A 15,765-nucleotide genomic window follows, 5' to 3' on the forward strand; every position below is an offset into this window, starting at 1 on the left:
CCAAGATATTCCTTCTTCAAAGGCTCGCGACGTCCGTTCGTGAGATCTCCAATGCTTTTTCCGACTGAATTCGATGTGATCGTCGTTGGTGGCGGTCACGCTGGTACTGAGGCCGCGCTTGCTTCGGCGCGCATGGGCTGTAAAACGCTGCTCCTGACGCACAATATTGAGACGCTCGGGCAGATGAGTTGCAATCCGTCGATTGGCGGGATCGGCAAGGGCCATCTCGTGAAAGAGGTCGATGCTCTCGGCGGGGCGATGGCCGCAGCTACGGATGAGGCGGGCATTCAGTTCCGCATCCTGAATTCATCCAAAGGTCCTGCCGTTCGGGCCACGCGCGCCCAAGCGGACCGTGTGCTCTATAAGGCCGCGATTCGCCATCGTTTGGAAAACCAACCAAATCTCTGGCTGTTTCAGCAAGCCGTCGATGACTTGATGGTTGAGGGCGATCGCGTCGTAGGTGCCGTTACGCAAGTGGGCGTCCAGTTCCGCTCACGAGCCGTGGTGCTGACAGCCGGAACGTTTCTCGATGGCAAAATACACGTCGGTTTGAATAATTACACGGGCGGACGGGCGGGCGATCCTGCTGCGGTTTCGCTTTCGAGCCGACTGAAGGAACTCAAGCTGCCGCAAGGTCGCTTAAAGACCGGTACGCCGCCACGTATCGACGGTCGCACGATTGACTACTCAAAACTCGAGGAGCAACCGGGCGATTTCGATCCGATCCCCGTGTTTTCGTTTCTTGGTCGCGTCGAGCAGCATCCGCGTCAACTGCCGTGCTGGGTCACGCACACAAATGCGCGTACGCACGACATCATTCGCGCCGGACTCGATCGCTCACCGATGTACACCGGGGTAATTGAGGGCGTCGGGCCGCGCTATTGCCCGTCGATCGAGGACAAAATTCATCGCTTCGCATCCAAAGATGCGCATCAGATCTTCTTGGAACCAGAAGGGCTGACGACCAACGAGTTTTATCCGAACGGGATTTCGACAAGTCTTCCTTTCGATGTGCAGCTTGATCTGGTTCGATCGATGGTTGGGTTAGAACATGCGCACATTCTTCGGCCTGGGTACGCGATCGAATACGATTATTTCGATCCGCGCGCGTTGAAGGTCTCGCTCGAAACGAAGGCAATTGGCGGTTTGTTCTTCGCGGGTCAGATCAATGGAACGACGGGCTACGAAGAAGCCGCCGCCCAAGGCCTGCTCGCGGGAATTAACGCGGGGCTGCAAGTGCAGGGGAAAGAGCCGTGGGCGCCGCGTCGCGATCAGGCTTACCTCGGCGTGTTGGTCGACGATCTTGTTACTCAGGGTGTTTCCGAGCCGTATCGCATGTTCACCAGCCGGGCCGAATATCGTTTGTCGCTTCGTGAAGACAATGCCGACATGCGTCTGACGGAGATGGGACGCGAGATCGGTGTTGTAGACAATGCGCGCTGGGATACCTTCTCTCGAAAGCGCGATGCTGTTTCACGTGAAACAGAGCGGCTGCGCTCAACTTGGGTAAATCCCAAAACGCTTCCCGCAGCTGAGGCGACCGTGCTACTCGGCAAGCCAATCGACCACGAATACAGTCTCGCGGAATTGCTGCGTCGTCCGGGCATTTCATACGACGATATTTGCAAGCTGCGCGACGGAGCATGTGGCCCGGAATCTACGCTCGCAGACGATCCCGTGCTCCGCGCCCAGATCGAGGAGCAGATTGAAATCGCTGTGAAGTATCAGGGCTACATTGAGCGGCAAGCGGGGGAGATCGAGCGCAATGAATCGCACGAAGGCACCCGTCTGCCGGAAGGGCTGGATTACGCTGAAGTGCGTGGGCTTTCTTTCGAAGCGCGCCAGAAGTTGACGCAGCATCGTCCAGAGACAATCGGTCAGGCGTCGCGGATCTCCGGAATCACCCCCGCGTCGATCTCGCTACTAATGGTTTATCTCAAGCGTGGCCTTGGTCGGCGTGCCGGCGTTTCCACGACGACCAACGGCGGACCCGGCAGCAGCGACGCGCCGGGCGTCCAGTGACGGGGCGTGTCGCCGGAAACGCCGGCTCAAGTCAAACCGACACGTTGGCGCGTCTGCTCGATAGCGGTCTCGACGAATTACAACTTCCGTTCCCCGCGGCACAACGAGCGAAGTTGCTCGACTACGTGGCGTTGCTGGCGAAATGGAACGCCGTCTACAACCTGACGGCGATTCGCGATCCGCGTCAGATGCTGATCCAGCACATCCTCGATTCGCTCGCGATCGTTCCGACGCTGGCGAGGCGCGGTCCTTCACTTGCGCTCGATGTGGGTTCGGGTGGCGGTTTGCCGGGTATTGTCCTGGCAATCGTGCTCCCGGAATGGCAAGTCACGGTCAACGACATCGTTCATAAAAAAACCGCGTTCCAGTCGCAAGCAAAGCTTCAATTGGGTCTGACGAATCTGTCTGTAGTCACGGGCCGCGTCGAAAGTCTGACGCCGGGCCTCGAAGTACCGGCGAAATTCGACGTGATCGTCTCGCGCGCGTTCGCAGAACTCTCGGATTTCGTTACACTTGCGCGTCATCTCGTGGCCCCGGACGGTCGTATCTGGGCGATGAAAGGCGTTCGACCCGACGCGGAAATTGCGCGACTTCCGGAAGGCGCGAGAGTGCTCGGCGTCGAACGTCTTAAAGTGCCGATGCTCGATGCCGAGCGGCATCTCGTCGAGATTGCAGTGTCGTAACGGCGCACAAAGTTCGGGGTTTTTTCAATTGGCATTCATGCACGCCTGAAACACGCTGGCCCTTTGTCAGCGAAAAAACAAGGGACACTACACGATGGCAAAAATCTTCTGCGTCGCGAATCAGAAGGGCGGCGTCGGAAAGACGACGACAGCAGTGAATCTCGCAGCGAGCCTCGCAGGGCTCGATCAACGAGTTCTACTGGTCGATCTGGATCCGCAGGGCAATGCCACGATGGGCAGCGGTATCGACAAGGCCGCCTGCGAGAACACAGTGTATGAAGTGCTGGTCAACGGGGTTTTGGTGAGCGACGCGCGCACGCGTTCGGATGCGGTGCGCTACGACGTTTTGCCGGCAAACCGGGAATTGGCCGGTGCGGAAGTTGAATTGGTAGGCGTTGAAAGCCGCGAGCGCGTTCTGCGCAAAGCACTGGAAGCAGTGGCCGACGAGTACGATTTCATTCTGATCGATTGTCCGCCTGCGTTGTCGTTGCTCACGCTGAACGGTCTATGCGCAGCGCATGGCGTGGTGATCCCGATGCAATGTGAGTACTTTGCGCTCGAAGGCTTATCGGACCTCGTCAATACGATCAAGCAGGTCCACGCGAATCTGAATCGCGACCTCAAGGTGATCGGCTTGCTGCGCGTAATGTTCGATCCGCGTATCACGCTTCAACAGCAAGTTTCTGAACAATTGATGCAGCATTTTGGCGGAAAAGTGTTCGATGTCGTGATCCCACGCAATGTTCGGTTAGCCGAGGCGCCGAGCTACGGGCTTCCGGGCGTCGTCTTCGATCGCGCATCGCGTGGCGCGCAGGCATATATCCAGTTCGGCACGGAAATGATCGAGCGCGTGCGCGCGCTGTAACACGAACCCAGTTCGAGGCGGGACGATGGCAGACCGAGGAAGCAAGATGAACGCGACGTTGAAAAAGAAAGGCTTGGGACGCGGGCTCGAGGCGTTGCTGGGCGGCAGCGCCGATATCACGGAGGCCGTGCGCAGCGAGGGCATGCCCACCGTGCTGACGCTCGACAGGATGCAGGCGGGCAAGTACCAGCCGCGCACGCGCATGGACGAGGGCGCGCTTCAGGAGCTTGCCGCGAGTATCCGCGCGCAAGGTTTGATGCAGCCGATTCTGGTGCGTTCGATCGGCGAAGATCGCTACGAAATCATCGCGGGCGAGCGGCGTTTTCGGGCGGCGAAACTGGCCGGCCTCGACGAGGTGCCGGTGCTCGTGAAGAACGTGCCGGATCAGGCCGCCGCCGCGATGGCGCTGATCGAAAATATTCAGCGCGAGGATTTGAATCCGCTCGAAGAGGCGCAGGGCATTCAACGGCTCCTGGACGAATTCGATTTCACGCACGAGCAGGCGGCCGAGTCGGTCGGCCGGTCGCGGAGTGCGGTGTCGAATTTGCTGCGCCTGCTGAATCTCGCGACGCCGGTGCAGACCATGTTGCTCGCGGGCGATCTCGACATGGGCCACGCGCGCGCGTTGCTCGCGGTCGACGCCGCTACGCAAATCCAGTTGGCGAACCAGGTCGTCAACAAGCGCATGTCCGTGCGCGAGACGGAAAAGCTGGTTTCATCGACGACCAAGGAAGTGCCCGCCACCAAGGCGCGGCTCGCGAACGATGGCGGCCGCGACACGCGCAGGCTCGAAGAGGAACTGTCGGACCTGCTTGCCGCGAACGTCAAGATCAAGATGGGCGGGCGAGGGCGCGGCAAGCTGTCGATCGATTTCGGCGATCTCGACGCGCTCGAAGGTATCCTGTCGCGGCTTCGCGGCGGGCCGACAAACGTCGCGCAGGCGTAAGCGCTTGTCGGCGCACGTCGATCGCAGCGGCGCAGGTTGGATCGCGCGCGTCTGGCAAGTCGTTTCCAAGGAGCCGGTGCTGTCGATTCTGATCGCCGCGCTGGTCGTGCTTCAGCTCGTGCATCCAAAGCCCTGGAACGCGCTGCCGGGTTTGATCGACTGGCAGACGGTACTGACGCTCGCCGGTCTCCTGATGCTGACCAAAGCGGTCGAACTTTCAGGATTCCTGATGTGGCTGGCGCATCGCGTCGTCCATCGAATTCATAGTGAGCGCGCACTCGCGTTTCTGCTGATCGGCCTCGCCGCCGCGCTTTCGACGCTCCTTACCAACGACGTCGCGCTGTTTGCCGTCGTGCCGCTCACGTTGTCCCTGCACAAGCTCGCGCCGCTGCCGATCAAACGGCTCGTGATCGCCATCGCGATCGCGGTCAACGCTGGATCGATCCTCACACCGCTCGGCAATCCGCAGAATCTGTTCCTCTGGCAGACCAGCGGCGTCTCGTTCGGCGCTTTCGTAGTCGCGCTCGCGCCCCTCTGCGCCGTCCTCATGGCGATGCTTTACGCGCTCGCCGCCGTGATGTTCCGTTCCAAACCGCTCGATCTTTCCGGCGATGCCGAAGCGCACGAGGTCGATCGCGCGCTGTGCGTTGTCGCGGCCATCGCGTTCGTGGCGTTCGTCGCGCTGGCAGACGCGCATTACGCGGGACCGGGCGTCGCGGCCGTCGCGCTCGGCTTCCTGATCTGGCGACGCGAGGTCGTTCTCAAGATCGACTGGTTGCTGCTGCTGATCTTCGTGATGATGTTCGTCGTGCTGCGTAGCGTCGCCGCGCTGCCCTGGGTGCATCACGCAATCCAGAGCATCGGCATCGGTACGCCGATGCGCGCGTATGCAGGCGGCGCGGTGCTCTCGCAGGGCATCAGCAACGTCCCGGCGGCCATCATGCTCGCTGAATTTTCGAAGGACTGGCGGGCGCTTGCGTTCGGCGTAAGCGTCGGCGGTTTCGGTATCGCGATTGGTTCACTGGCGAATCTGATCGCGGTACGGCTCTCCGGCGAGCGTGGAATGTGGATGCCGTTTCACCTCGTTTCGATCCCGTTCTATGTCGTCGCGGGACTTGCAGGCGCCTGGCTGCTGTAACTTTCGACGCCGCGAAATCCGCTTCGAGAACGCCACCTTACAGTTCTCGGCAAACTCGTTGCGAGGACAAGCAAATTCTCGATTTGTAGACCCGTTTTTAAGGCTCGTCCGACAGCTTTTTGACGTACCTAAACTATTGAATCCCCGACAACAATCGCTTACAATCCCCCGGATTTATCAGCTAGGCGACCCCGAAAGCACCACGTAATAGGAATCCAAGCAGGAATCCAAGCAGGAATCCAAGCGAGAATCCAGCGCGAGGTTCGAAAGAGCCAAAAATCGCGCAAGTTATGTGTTGAAATCGGACTTTGTTGGGATGAGTGTGATGGCGGTGCGAGAGCAGAATCGAGCGCCGAAAGGCGGGCAGGACGAGCGCCGCTCGCCTCTTCAGTCAGACGAAGATTCATGGGAAACCGAGGCGCAAGATAATAATATCGTTCCGCTCACGCGGGATCAGGCTGAAACGCTGTTTGGTCCCGGAGTGAGTCGTCCATCGCGTGTCACGCCTTTCAAGGTCGTGGCGGCGCAAATGGTTTTGTCCCTGGGTGCGACGTTGGTGTGGTGGCTGTTCTACAGTCCACCGGGCGCTGCTGCGCTGTCCGCATTTCTGGGTGGAGCGATTTGCTGGGCGCCGAGCGCGTTGTTCGCGGCGCGCCTGAAGGCGAAGCTCGGTGCCGAGACCATCGCGAGCTGGGTGATCGGCGAGGCGCTCAAGATGGGCGCGACGATTGCGATGTTCGTCGCGATAGCATATGGATACCATGACGTGCTGTGGGTTCCGCTGCTCGTGACCTACCTGATCGCGCTGAAGACGTACTGGATCGCGATGGTGTGGAAGTAGCGCGGCGGACGAGTTAAGCGAAGCATTTGGCAGACGGTATCAGAGAATATACATACGCGCAGAAGACGGATTCTGCGCGCGGGCCCGGTCCCGAAGCTGCGTCGCCGATGCGCGCAGTTCGGAACGCCAGGGCGGCGGAAGATTTTTGACAATTTGGGTGGCTTTAACGATATGGCAGCTAGCGAAGGAACGCGCGCTCTGGATCCGTCCGAGTACATTGCGCACCACTTGCAGAACCTTTCCACCTCGCATCAGACGGCGGTTTTCGACATCCACGTCTGGAATCTCGACACCTTGTTCTGGTCGATCATGTGCGGCCTGGCGACCATCATCATTCTGGGTATTGCCGCCCGTCGAGCGAGTTCCGGCGTGCCGGGCCGCTTCCAGTGCGCAATCGAGATGCTGGTTGAAATGGTCGAGGATCAATCGAAGTCGATGATCCACGGCAGCCGCAAGTTCATCGCTCCGCTCGCGCTGACCGTGTTCGTCTGGGTCGCGCTGATGAACTCGCTCGACTTTATCCCCGTCGATCTGCCGGGCCGCGTGATCGGCTGGCTCGGTTTGTCGGAAGCCATTCCTCATCATCGCATCGTCCCGACGGCCGATCTGAACGGCACGCTCGGCATCGCCATCGGCGTGTTCGTGCTGATGATCTATTACAACCTCAAGATCAAGGGCGTCGGCGGCTTCGTGCACGAACTGCTGTCCGCTCCGTTCGGCGCGCATCCGCTTCTGTGGATCCCGAACCTTGCACTGAACATCATCGAGTTCGTCGCCAAGACGGTTTCGCTCGGCATGCGGCTGTTCGGCAACATGTACGCGGGTGAACTGTTGTTCCTGTTGATTGCCCTGCTCGGCAGCATGTGGAGTTTCGGCGCGGACGCCTCGGTGCTGGGCTTCCTCGGCAACGTGGTGGCAGGTACGGTCTGGGCGATCTTCCACATTCTGATCGTTCTGCTGCAAGCGTTCATTTTCATGATGCTCACGCTGGTGTATCTCGGCCAGGCGCATGACAGCCACTAAGGCGCGTTCGCGGTAGTTCCGGAATCGCATCAGGTTTCAGCGTTTCAAGTTTTTTATAAATCCAGTTCCAAAGTCTTTAATTAAAGGAGTGATCATGCAAGCTTTCATCGCCAACATCCAGGGTCTGACCGCCATCGGTATCGGCATCATCATCGGCCTGGGTGCAATCGGCGCCTGTATCGGTATCGGCCTGATGGGCGGCAAGTACATCGAAGCATGTGCGCGCCAGCCGGAACTGATGAACCCGCTGCAAACCAAGATGTTCCTCTTGGCTGGTCTGATCGACGCGGCGTTCCTGATTGGCGTTGGTGTGGCAATGCTGTTTGCGTTCGCGAACCCGCTCCTGTCGAAGCTGGCAGGCTAAGGTTCCTCGGAAGCGTGCGCCTCGCCTGACATGACGGCGCAGGACGGAACGGGTGATGGCGCTTAATCGATGCAACCCGTCGATGAGCGCCTTACCGTTTCACTCTCCCGATTAGCAACGTTTAAGGAAACACCGTGAATCTCAACGCAACCCTGTTTGCGCAAATGGTCGTGTTTCTGATCCTCGCGTGGTTCACGATGAAGTTCGTGTGGCCGCCGTTGATCAACGCCCTCGACGAGCGCTCGAAGAAGATCGCTGACGGCCTCGCCGCCGCTGAAAAGGGCAAGACGGAACTCGAAGCCGCGCACAAGCGCGTCGACCAGGAACTGGCGCAGGCCCGTAACGACGGACAGCAACGTATCGCGGAAGCTGAGAAGCGCGCCGTGGCGGTCGCCGACGAAATCAAGGCGAACGCACAAGCCGAAGCAGCGCGAATCGTGGCGCAGGCGAAGGCCGACGCGGACCAGCAAGTCGTGAAGGCGCGTGAAACATTGCGCGGCGAAGTCGCGGCATTGGCCGTGAAGGGCGCTGAGCAAATCCTGAAGCGCGAAGTCGACCAGAAGGCACACGCCGATCTGCTGAATCAACTGAAAGCCGAGCTCTGATCATGGCCGAACTTGCAACCATCGCCCGTCCTTACGCAGAAGCGCTGTTCCGCGTGGCCGAAGCGGGTGAGCTCGCCGCCTGGTCCGCTTTCGTCGAGGAGCTGGCACAGGTTGCGCGTCTGCCCGAAGTGACGTCGATCGCCACGAGCCCGAAAGTGAACCGCGAACAGATCAGCGACCTGCTGCTGTCGGCGGTGAAATCGCCGCTCGCGAAAGACAGCGCTCAAGCCAAGAACTTTGTGCAAATGCTCGTCGAGAATCATCGGCTTGCTTTGATGCCGGAAATCGCCACGCAATTCGACGAGCTGAAGAACGCTCGCGAAGGTGCGGCCGACGCGCTGATCGTCAGCGCGTTTCCGCTGGAAGGCACACAGTTGAACGACCTCGTCGCAAGTCTCGAACGCAAGTTCCAACGCAAGCTGAAACCTACCGTCGAAATCGACGCGTCGCTCATCGGCGGCGTTCGCGTGACGGTCGGCGACGAAGTGCTCGATACCTCGGTCCGCGCGCGCCTCGCCAGCATGCAAACGGCTCTGACCGCCTGACGCCGTCTGGCCCGTTCAGCAGCTGGCACGCAACAGAATTGACTATCAGGAGCGAATAATGCAACTCAATCCCTCTGAGATCAGCGAGCTGATCAAGAGCCGGATCCAGGGCCTTGAAGCGAGCGCAGACGTTCGCAACCAGGGCACCGTGATCTCCGTGACCGACGGTATCGTTCGTATCCACGGCCTGTCGGACGTGATGCAGGGCGAAATGCTCGAATTCCCGGGCAACACTTTCGGCCTCGCGCTGAACCTCGAACGCGACTCCGTCGGCGCCGTGATTCTGGGTGAGTACGAACACATTTCGGAAGGCGACATCGTCAAGACGACGGGCCGCATTCTCGAAGTGCCGGTGGGTCCGGAACTGCTCGGCCGCGTGGTCGATGCACTCGGCAACCCGATCGACGGCAAGGGTCCGATCAACGCGAAAATGACCGATGCAGTCGAAAAGATTGCGCCGGGCGTGATTTGGCGTAAGTCGGTGTCGGAGCCGGTCCAGACCGGCCTCAAGTCGATCGACGCGATGGTTCCGGTTGGCCGCGGCCAGCGTGAACTGATCATCGGCGACCGCCAGTGCGGCAAGACCGCCGTTGCGATCGACGCGATCATCAACCAGAAGGGCAAGAACCTCTTCTGTATCTACGTCGCGATCGGCCAGAAGGCTTCGTCGATCATGAACGTGGTCCGCAAGCTGGAAGAAACCGGCGCGCTGGAGTACACGATCGTCGTCGCGGCTTCGGCTTCGGAATCGGCTGCGATGCAATACCTCGCACCGTATGCCGGCTGCACGATGGGCGAATACTTCCGCGATCGTGGTCAAGACGCGCTGATCGTTTATGACGATTTGACCAAGCAAGCCTGGGCGTATCGCCAGATTTCGCTGCTGCTGCGCCGCCCGCCGGGCCGTGAAGCATATCCGGGCGACGTGTTCTATCTGCACTCGCGTCTGCTGGAACGCGCGGCTCGCGTGTCGGAAGACTACGTCGAGAAGTTCACCAACGGTGAAGTGAAAGGCAAGAGCGGTTCGCTGACGGCACTGCCGGTCATTGAAACGCAAGCCGGCGACGTGACCGCGTTCGTTCCGACGAACGTGATCTCGATTACCGACGGCCAGATCTTCCTGGAAACCGACTTGTTCAACGCCGGTATCCGCCCTGCTATCAACGCGGGCGTGTCGGTGTCGCGAGTCGGCGGTGCAGCGCAGACCAAGGTCGTGAAGAAGCTGTCGGGCGGTATCCGTACCGACCTCGCGCAGTATCGTGAGCTGGCTGCGTTCGCGCAGTTCGCATCGGACCTCGACGAAGCCACCCGCAAGCAACTGGAGCGCGGCCGCCGCGTGACGGAACTGCTGAAGCAGCCGCAGTATCAGCCGCTGCAAGTGTGGGAACTGGCCGTGGCGCTGTTCGCCGCGAACAACGGTTATCTCGACGACCTCGAAGTCAGCCAGGTGCTGCCGTTCGAAAAGGGTCTGCGCGAATACCTGAAGACGAGCCACGCCGACATGATCAAGCGCATCGAAGACAACAAAGACTTGTCGAAGGACGACGACGGCGCACTGCATGGCGCGCTGAAGGACTTCAAGAAGTCGGGCGCTTACTGATCTCAGCATTGATCGGGACTTTGGAGCGGCGCGGGTCGCTTCGAGCAGCACAGGAAGACCCGCGCCACTTCAATAGCTTTGCATGGGCCTCGAGTCACCGCTAAAGCGCCGACTCGGACCGACAAAGGAGTAAGCAAATGGCTGGAATGAAGGAAATTCGCGGCAAGATCAAGAGCGTGCAAAACACGCGCAAGATCACGAAGGCGATGGAAATGGTGGCCGCGTCGAAAATGCGCCGCGCGCAGGAGCGCATGCGCGCTGCTCGCCCGTATGCCGACAAGGTGCGCGACATCGCGGCTCACATGAGCGCGGCGACGCCCGAGTATCGCCATCCGTTCATGGTGGAGAACCACGGCGCGAAGTCCGCGGGCATGATCCTCGTCACGACCGACAAAGGTCTGTGCGGCGGCATGAACACGAACATCCTGCGTGCCACGCTTCTGAAGATCAAGGAGCTGGACCAGAAGGGCGTGAAGATCGAAGCATCGGCGATCGGCAGCAAGGGTTTCGGCTTCCTGACGCGTCTGAAGGCCAAGACCGTGTCGCACGTCACGCAACTGGGCGATACGCCGCATCTGGAAAAGCTGATCGGCGCGGTGAAGGTTCAGCTGGACCTGTACTCGGAAGGCAAGATCAACGCGGTGTACCTTGGCTATACGCGCTTCGTCAACACGATGAAGCAGGAAGCGGTCATCGAGCAGCTTCTGCCGTTGTCGGCCGAAGACTTCAAGCGCGACGGCGAAGCGGAAGGCGTGACGCCGAAGACTTCGTGGGACTACATCTACGAACCGGACGCGCAAACCGTCGTCGACGAATTGCTGGTGCGTTATGTCGAGGCGCTCGTCTACCAGGCGGTCGCGGAAAACATGGCGTCGGAGCAATCGGCGCGAATGGTCGCGATGAAGGCTGCGTCGGACAATGCGAAGACCGTGATCGGCGAACTTCAGCTCGTGTACAACAAGAGCCGTCAAGCCGCGATCACGAAGGAATTGTCGGAAATCGTCGGCGGCGCCGCAGCGGTCGGTTGATCGAACGCGCGGAAACGAACTGTCGAATCGAACTGCGCCTTTGCGCGAGTCAAGAATTTAGTATCTAAAGGAAATGCGATGAGTACTACTGCTTTGGTAGAAGGCAAGATCGTACAGTGCATCGGCGCGGTGATCGACGTGGAATTCCCGCGCTCGGACATGCCGAAGATTTACGACGCGCTGATTCTGGAAGGCTCGGAACTGACGCTCGAAGTCCAGCAGCAGCTGGGCGACGGCGTGGTCCGTACCATTTGTCTGGGTGCATCGGACGGCCTGCGTCGCGGCACCGTGGTGAAGAACACGGGCAAGCCGATCAGCGTGCCGGTCGGCAAGCCGACGCTTGGCCGGATCATGGACGTGCTGGGTCGCCCGATCGACGAAGCCGGTCCGATCAACTCGGACGTGGTGCGCGGCATTCACCAGAAGGCTCCGGCGTTCGACGAACTGTCGCCGTCGACGGAACTGCTCGAAACCGGCATCAAGGTTATCGACCTGATCTGCCCGTTCGCGAAGGGCGGCAAGGTCGGCCTGTTCGGCGGCGCCGGCGTGGGCAAGACCGTGAACATGATGGAACTGATCAACAACATCGCGAAGGAACACGGCGGTTACTCCGTGTTCGCCGGCGTTGGCGAGCGTACCCGCGAAGGGAACGACTTCTATCATGAAATGAAGGACTCGAACGTTCTCGATAAAGTGGCGCTCGTGTACGGCCAGATGAACGAGCCGCCGGGCAACCGTCTGCGCGTGGCGCTGACCGGCCTGACGATGGCCGAGCACTTCCGCGACGAAGGTCTCGACGTGCTGTTCTTCGTCGACAACATCTACCGTTTCACGCTGGCAGGCACGGAAGTGTCGGCACTGCTCGGCCGTATGCCGTCGGCAGTGGGCTATCAGCCTACTCTGGCTGAAGAAATGGGCAAGCTGCAAGAGCGCATCACGTCGACCAAGACCGGCTCGATCACGTCGGTTCAGGCCGTGTACGTGCCTGCCGATGACTTGACCGACCCGTCGCCGGCTACGACGTTCGGCCACTTGGATGCAACGGTCGTGTTGTCGCGTGACATCGCTTCGCTGGGTATCTACCCGGCAGTGGACCCGCTCGATTCGACCTCGCGTCAGATCGACCCGAACGTGATCGGCGAAGAGCACTACAACATCACGCGCGGCGTGCAGCAAACGCTGCAGCGCTACAAGGAATTGCGCGACATTATCGCGATTCTGGGCATGGACGAACTCGCGCCGGAAGACAAGCTCGCCGTTGCGCGCGCTCGTAAGATCCAGCGTTTCCTGTCGCAGCCGTTCCACGTTGCTGAAGTGTTCACGGGCTCGCCGGGCAAGTACGTGCCGCTGAAGGAAACCATCCGCGGCTTCAAGATGATCGTCGAAGGCGAGTGCGATCATCTGCCGGAGCAGGCGTTCTACATGGTCGGCACGATCGACGAAGCCTTCGAAAAGGCCAAGAAGATCCAGTAAGGCGGGGAGTACACGAAGCGGGCGCGGACGTAAAATCCGCGCCTTCGTAATACGCTCAACCAAAGCCTTGCATGGATCGAGAGGCGGCGCAAAAGCGCTGGCTCTCGGCGACAGGAGTCGATATGGCAACCATTAAAGTAGACGTCGTCAGCGCGGAAGAGCAAATCTTCTCGGGCCAGGCGAAGTTCGTCGCGCTGCCGGGCGAAGCAGGTGAACTCGGGATTCTGCCGGGCCACACGCCGCTCATCACGCGTATTCGTCCGGGCGCGGTGCGCATCGAGGCGGAAGACGGTTCGGAAGAGTTCGTGTTCGTCGCAGGCGGGATTCTCGAAATCCAGCCGGGCGTCGTGACCGTGCTCGCCGACACCGCCATTCGCGGTGCGGATCTGGACGAAGCGAAGGCGCAGGACGCGAAGAAGCGCGCTGAGGAAGCGCTGCAGAACACGGGTTCGAATCTCGAGTACGCCACCGCGCAAGCGGAACTGGCTTACGCGACGGCGCAACTCGCGGCTATCGAGCGTCTGCGCAAATTGCGCGGTCAGCACTGAAGCTTCGAGCAGCAACGTAGTGCGAAAAAAGCAGCCTTCGGGCTGCTTTTTTTATGGGCGCGCGGGGCGTCCCGATGGAACATGCCGTGCAAATCTGCATATCCGATGTGCGCGCCGTGACCGCCAGGTTGCGGGTAACACTGAATTCAAGTTTGATGAGTCGCCGTGCAGAATAGTCTTCCGATTCGCTTTCAATGCGTCAGCGTGGAGGCGGCCAGCAGACGGATTTCAGACGGAGATATTCGATGGCATCTACATCCGTGCAACCCGGCGCTCTTATTCAGCCTCGCGACGGGCTTTCTTACGTCCGCGGCACGACGGACATCCCGCTGAGCGACCAGACCGTCGCGCGATTTCTTCAGGAAACGGCCGCGCGCTTTCCCGATCGGCCTGCCGTGACGTTCCGCGAGCAGGGCATCCGCTGGACCTGGCGCGAGTTCGCGGATGAAGTCGATACGCTGGCGAGCGGCCTGCTCGCGCTCGGCGTGACGCCGGGCGAGCGCGTCGGCATCTGGTCACCGAATCGCGCGGAATGGCTGCTGACGCAGTTCGCGACCGCGCGGATCGGCGCGATTCTCGTGAATATCAATCCGGCGTACCGGCTCGCCGAACTCGAATATGCGTTGAACAAAGTTGGCTGCCGCACGCTGATTTCGGCGGAGCAGTTCAAGTCGTCGAAGTATCTGGAGATGTTGCAGACACTCGCGCCGGAACTTGCCGACGCGGACCCCGGCGCGTTGCGGGCCGCGCGGCTGCCCGCGTTGACCAACGTGATCCGCATGGGCGACGCCGCGACGCCCGGCATGCTGCGCTTCCCCGACGTAATGGCGCGCGGGCGCGGACAACTCGATCCCGCGCGGCTCGACGCGCTCGAAGCGCGACTCAGCGCGTGCGATCCGATCAACATCCAGTTCACCAGCGGCACGACCGGGAATCCGAAGGGCGCGACGCTGACGCACCATAACGTGGTGAACAACGGCCGTTTTATCGCGATGGCGATGCGCCTTTCCGAAACCGATTCCCTGTGCATTCCGGTGCCGCTTTACCACTGTTTCGGCATGGTGCTGGCCGTGCTCGCGTGTGTTTCGACGGGAACGGCGATGGTTTTTCCCGGCGAAGCATTCGATCCGGCCGCGACGCTCGCCGCCGTCGATGAAGAGCGCTGCACCGCGCTGCACGGCGTGCCGACGATGTTTATCGGCGAACTGGATTTGGCGGAGTTCGCCAAATACGACCTCAGCCGCCTGCGCACCGGGATCATGGCGGGATCGCCGTGTCCAATCGAAACGATGAAGCGCGTTGTCGCCAAGATGAATCTGAGCGAAATCACGATTGCCTACGGCATGACCGAGACAAGTCCTGTGTCGTTTCAGAGTTCGACGACCGATCCACTCGACAAGCGAACCACGACCGTCGGCCAGATTCAGCCGCATCTGGAGGTGAAGCTGATCGATTCGTTGGGCGCGATTGTGCCGGTCGGCGAAACCGGCGAGCTGTGTACACGCGGGTATTCGGTGATGGATGGCTATTGGGACGATGAAGAAAAAACGCGCGAAACGATTGTGGACGGCTGGATGCACACCGGCGACCTCGCGACGCTGGACGCCGAAGGCTATTGCAACATCGTCGGACGGCTGAAAGACATGTTGATCCGCGGCGGCGAAAACATCTATCCGCGCGAAATCGAGGAATTTTTATTCCGTCATCCGAAGGTGCAGACCGTGCAGGTCTTCGGCGTGCCGGACGCGAAATACGGCGAAGAAGTTTGCGCGTGGATCGTTTTGCGTCCGAACGAGCAGGCGAGCGCAGAAGAGATTCGCGAATTTTGTCAGGGACAAATCGCGCACTATAAAATCCCTCGCCACATTCGATTCGTGGACGAATTACCGATGACCGTAACGGGGAAAGTGCAGAAGTTCGTGATGCGCGCCCGGATGATCGACGAATTGAACGTATCCGCGGCTAAAACAGCTTAACGTTGCGCTAATTATTACCCAAATGAACCATCGGCGCGGTTATTGAATAATCGCGCCATTTGTTTCAATAAGACCGCAAACGTTTAAGCAGACGAAAAAAAAGCGGGC

General features: G+C 60.1%; 15 protein-coding genes. All 15 read left to right on the forward strand.

The features are described from left to right. The first annotated feature begins 51 nt into the window (after window positions 1-51). A complete protein-coding gene (gene mnmG / locus AC3D25_RS15915; protein ID WP_488889318.1) occupies window positions 52-2,022 on the forward strand; it encodes a tRNA uridine-5-carboxymethylaminomethyl(34) synthesis enzyme MnmG in 1,971 nt (656 codons plus the stop codon). Further along, a complete protein-coding gene (rsmG, locus tag AC3D25_RS15920) occupies window positions 2,019-2,705 on the forward strand; it encodes a 16S rRNA (guanine(527)-N(7))-methyltransferase RsmG (protein WP_488889319.1) in 687 nt (228 codons plus the stop codon). The genes mnmG and rsmG overlap by 4 nt, the downstream gene beginning before the upstream one ends. Before the next feature lie 94 nt (window positions 2,706-2,799). Then, window positions 2,800-3,570, forward strand: coding sequence for a ParA family protein (locus tag AC3D25_RS15925; RefSeq protein WP_488889320.1), 771 nt, complete (start codon window positions 2,800-2,802; stop codon window positions 3,568-3,570). 46 nt (window positions 3,571-3,616) lie between these two features. Continuing rightward, a complete protein-coding gene (locus AC3D25_RS15930; protein WP_488889321.1) occupies window positions 3,617-4,516 on the forward strand; it encodes a ParB/RepB/Spo0J family partition protein in 900 nt (299 codons plus the stop codon). A 4-nt stretch (window positions 4,517-4,520) separates the two neighbouring features. Beyond that, window positions 4,521-5,654: an SLC13 family permease gene (locus AC3D25_RS15935; RefSeq protein ID WP_488889322.1), complete on the forward strand. Its 1,134-nt coding sequence runs from the start codon at window positions 4,521-4,523 to the stop codon at window positions 5,652-5,654. Window positions 5,655-5,979: 325 nt separating this feature from the next. Continuing rightward, window positions 5,980-6,495, forward strand: a complete 516-nt coding sequence (locus tag AC3D25_RS15940) for an ATP synthase subunit I (RefSeq protein WP_488889716.1) — start codon at window positions 5,980-5,982, stop codon at window positions 6,493-6,495. A 171-nt stretch (window positions 6,496-6,666) separates the two neighbouring features. Continuing rightward, window positions 6,667-7,518: a F0F1 ATP synthase subunit A gene (atpB, locus tag AC3D25_RS15945; RefSeq protein WP_488889323.1), complete on the forward strand. Its 852-nt coding sequence runs from the start codon at window positions 6,667-6,669 to the stop codon at window positions 7,516-7,518. 94 nt (window positions 7,519-7,612) lie between these two features. Beyond that, window positions 7,613-7,882, forward strand: a complete 270-nt coding sequence (gene atpE, locus AC3D25_RS15950; RefSeq protein ID WP_007180033.1) for a F0F1 ATP synthase subunit C — start codon at window positions 7,613-7,615, stop codon at window positions 7,880-7,882. Between the two features lie 134 nt (window positions 7,883-8,016). Further along, entirely contained in the window at window positions 8,017-8,487 is a 471-nt protein-coding gene (locus tag AC3D25_RS15955) for a F0F1 ATP synthase subunit B (protein ID WP_488889324.1), read from the forward strand. A 2-nt stretch (window positions 8,488-8,489) separates the two neighbouring features. Beyond that, the gene (locus AC3D25_RS15960; RefSeq protein ID WP_488889325.1) at window positions 8,490-9,032 is read left to right on the forward strand and encodes a F0F1 ATP synthase subunit delta; all 543 of its coding nucleotides are present in this window, start codon (window positions 8,490-8,492) and stop codon (window positions 9,030-9,032) included. Between the two features lie 58 nt (window positions 9,033-9,090). Continuing rightward, a complete protein-coding gene (gene atpA, locus AC3D25_RS15965; protein ID WP_488889326.1) occupies window positions 9,091-10,632 on the forward strand; it encodes a F0F1 ATP synthase subunit alpha in 1,542 nt (513 codons plus the stop codon). 137 nt (window positions 10,633-10,769) lie between these two features. Continuing rightward, a complete protein-coding gene (atpG, locus tag AC3D25_RS15970; RefSeq protein ID WP_488889327.1) occupies window positions 10,770-11,660 on the forward strand; it encodes a F0F1 ATP synthase subunit gamma in 891 nt (296 codons plus the stop codon). Between the two features lie 78 nt (window positions 11,661-11,738). Continuing rightward, complete coding sequence (atpD, locus tag AC3D25_RS15975) at window positions 11,739-13,133, forward strand: F0F1 ATP synthase subunit beta (RefSeq protein ID WP_488889328.1); 1,395 nt, start codon at window positions 11,739-11,741, stop codon at window positions 13,131-13,133. A 122-nt stretch (window positions 13,134-13,255) separates the two neighbouring features. Beyond that, window positions 13,256-13,681 carry a F0F1 ATP synthase subunit epsilon gene (locus tag AC3D25_RS15980; RefSeq protein ID WP_488889329.1) on the forward strand — a complete coding sequence of 142 codons (426 nt, stop codon included), beginning with the start codon at window positions 13,256-13,258 and terminating at the stop codon, window positions 13,679-13,681. A gap of 245 nt (window positions 13,682-13,926) precedes the next feature. Continuing rightward, a complete protein-coding gene (locus tag AC3D25_RS15985) occupies window positions 13,927-15,657 on the forward strand; it encodes an AMP-binding protein (RefSeq protein WP_488889330.1) in 1,731 nt (576 codons plus the stop codon). The last annotated feature ends 108 nt before the right edge of the window (window positions 15,658-15,765 follow it).

It is taken from the genome of Caballeronia sp. SL1002 (assembly GCF_057814995.1).

Coding starts and splice junctions, on each gene's coding strand:
- mnmG (WP_488889318.1), top strand. CDS start 52: ATGCTTTTTCCGACTGAATTCGATGTGATCGTCGTTGGTGGCGGTCAC.
- AC3D25_RS15925 (WP_488889320.1), top strand. CDS start 2,800: ATGGCAAAAATCTTCTGCGTCGCGAATCAGAAGGGCGGCGTCGGAAAG.
- AC3D25_RS15930 (WP_488889321.1), top strand. CDS start 3,617: ATGAACGCGACGTTGAAAAAGAAAGGCTTGGGACGCGGGCTCGAGGCG.
- AC3D25_RS15940 (WP_488889716.1), top strand. CDS start 5,980: ATGGCGGTGCGAGAGCAGAATCGAGCGCCGAAAGGCGGGCAGGACGAG.
- atpB (WP_488889323.1), top strand. CDS start 6,667: ATGGCAGCTAGCGAAGGAACGCGCGCTCTGGATCCGTCCGAGTACATT.
- atpE (WP_007180033.1), top strand. CDS start 7,613: ATGCAAGCTTTCATCGCCAACATCCAGGGTCTGACCGCCATCGGTATC.
- AC3D25_RS15960 (WP_488889325.1), top strand. CDS start 8,490: ATGGCCGAACTTGCAACCATCGCCCGTCCTTACGCAGAAGCGCTGTTC.
- atpA (WP_488889326.1), top strand. CDS start 9,091: ATGCAACTCAATCCCTCTGAGATCAGCGAGCTGATCAAGAGCCGGATC.
- atpG (WP_488889327.1), top strand. CDS start 10,770: ATGGCTGGAATGAAGGAAATTCGCGGCAAGATCAAGAGCGTGCAAAAC.
- atpD (WP_488889328.1), top strand. CDS start 11,739: ATGAGTACTACTGCTTTGGTAGAAGGCAAGATCGTACAGTGCATCGGC.
- AC3D25_RS15980 (WP_488889329.1), top strand. CDS start 13,256: ATGGCAACCATTAAAGTAGACGTCGTCAGCGCGGAAGAGCAAATCTTC.
- AC3D25_RS15985 (WP_488889330.1), top strand. CDS start 13,927: ATGGCATCTACATCCGTGCAACCCGGCGCTCTTATTCAGCCTCGCGAC.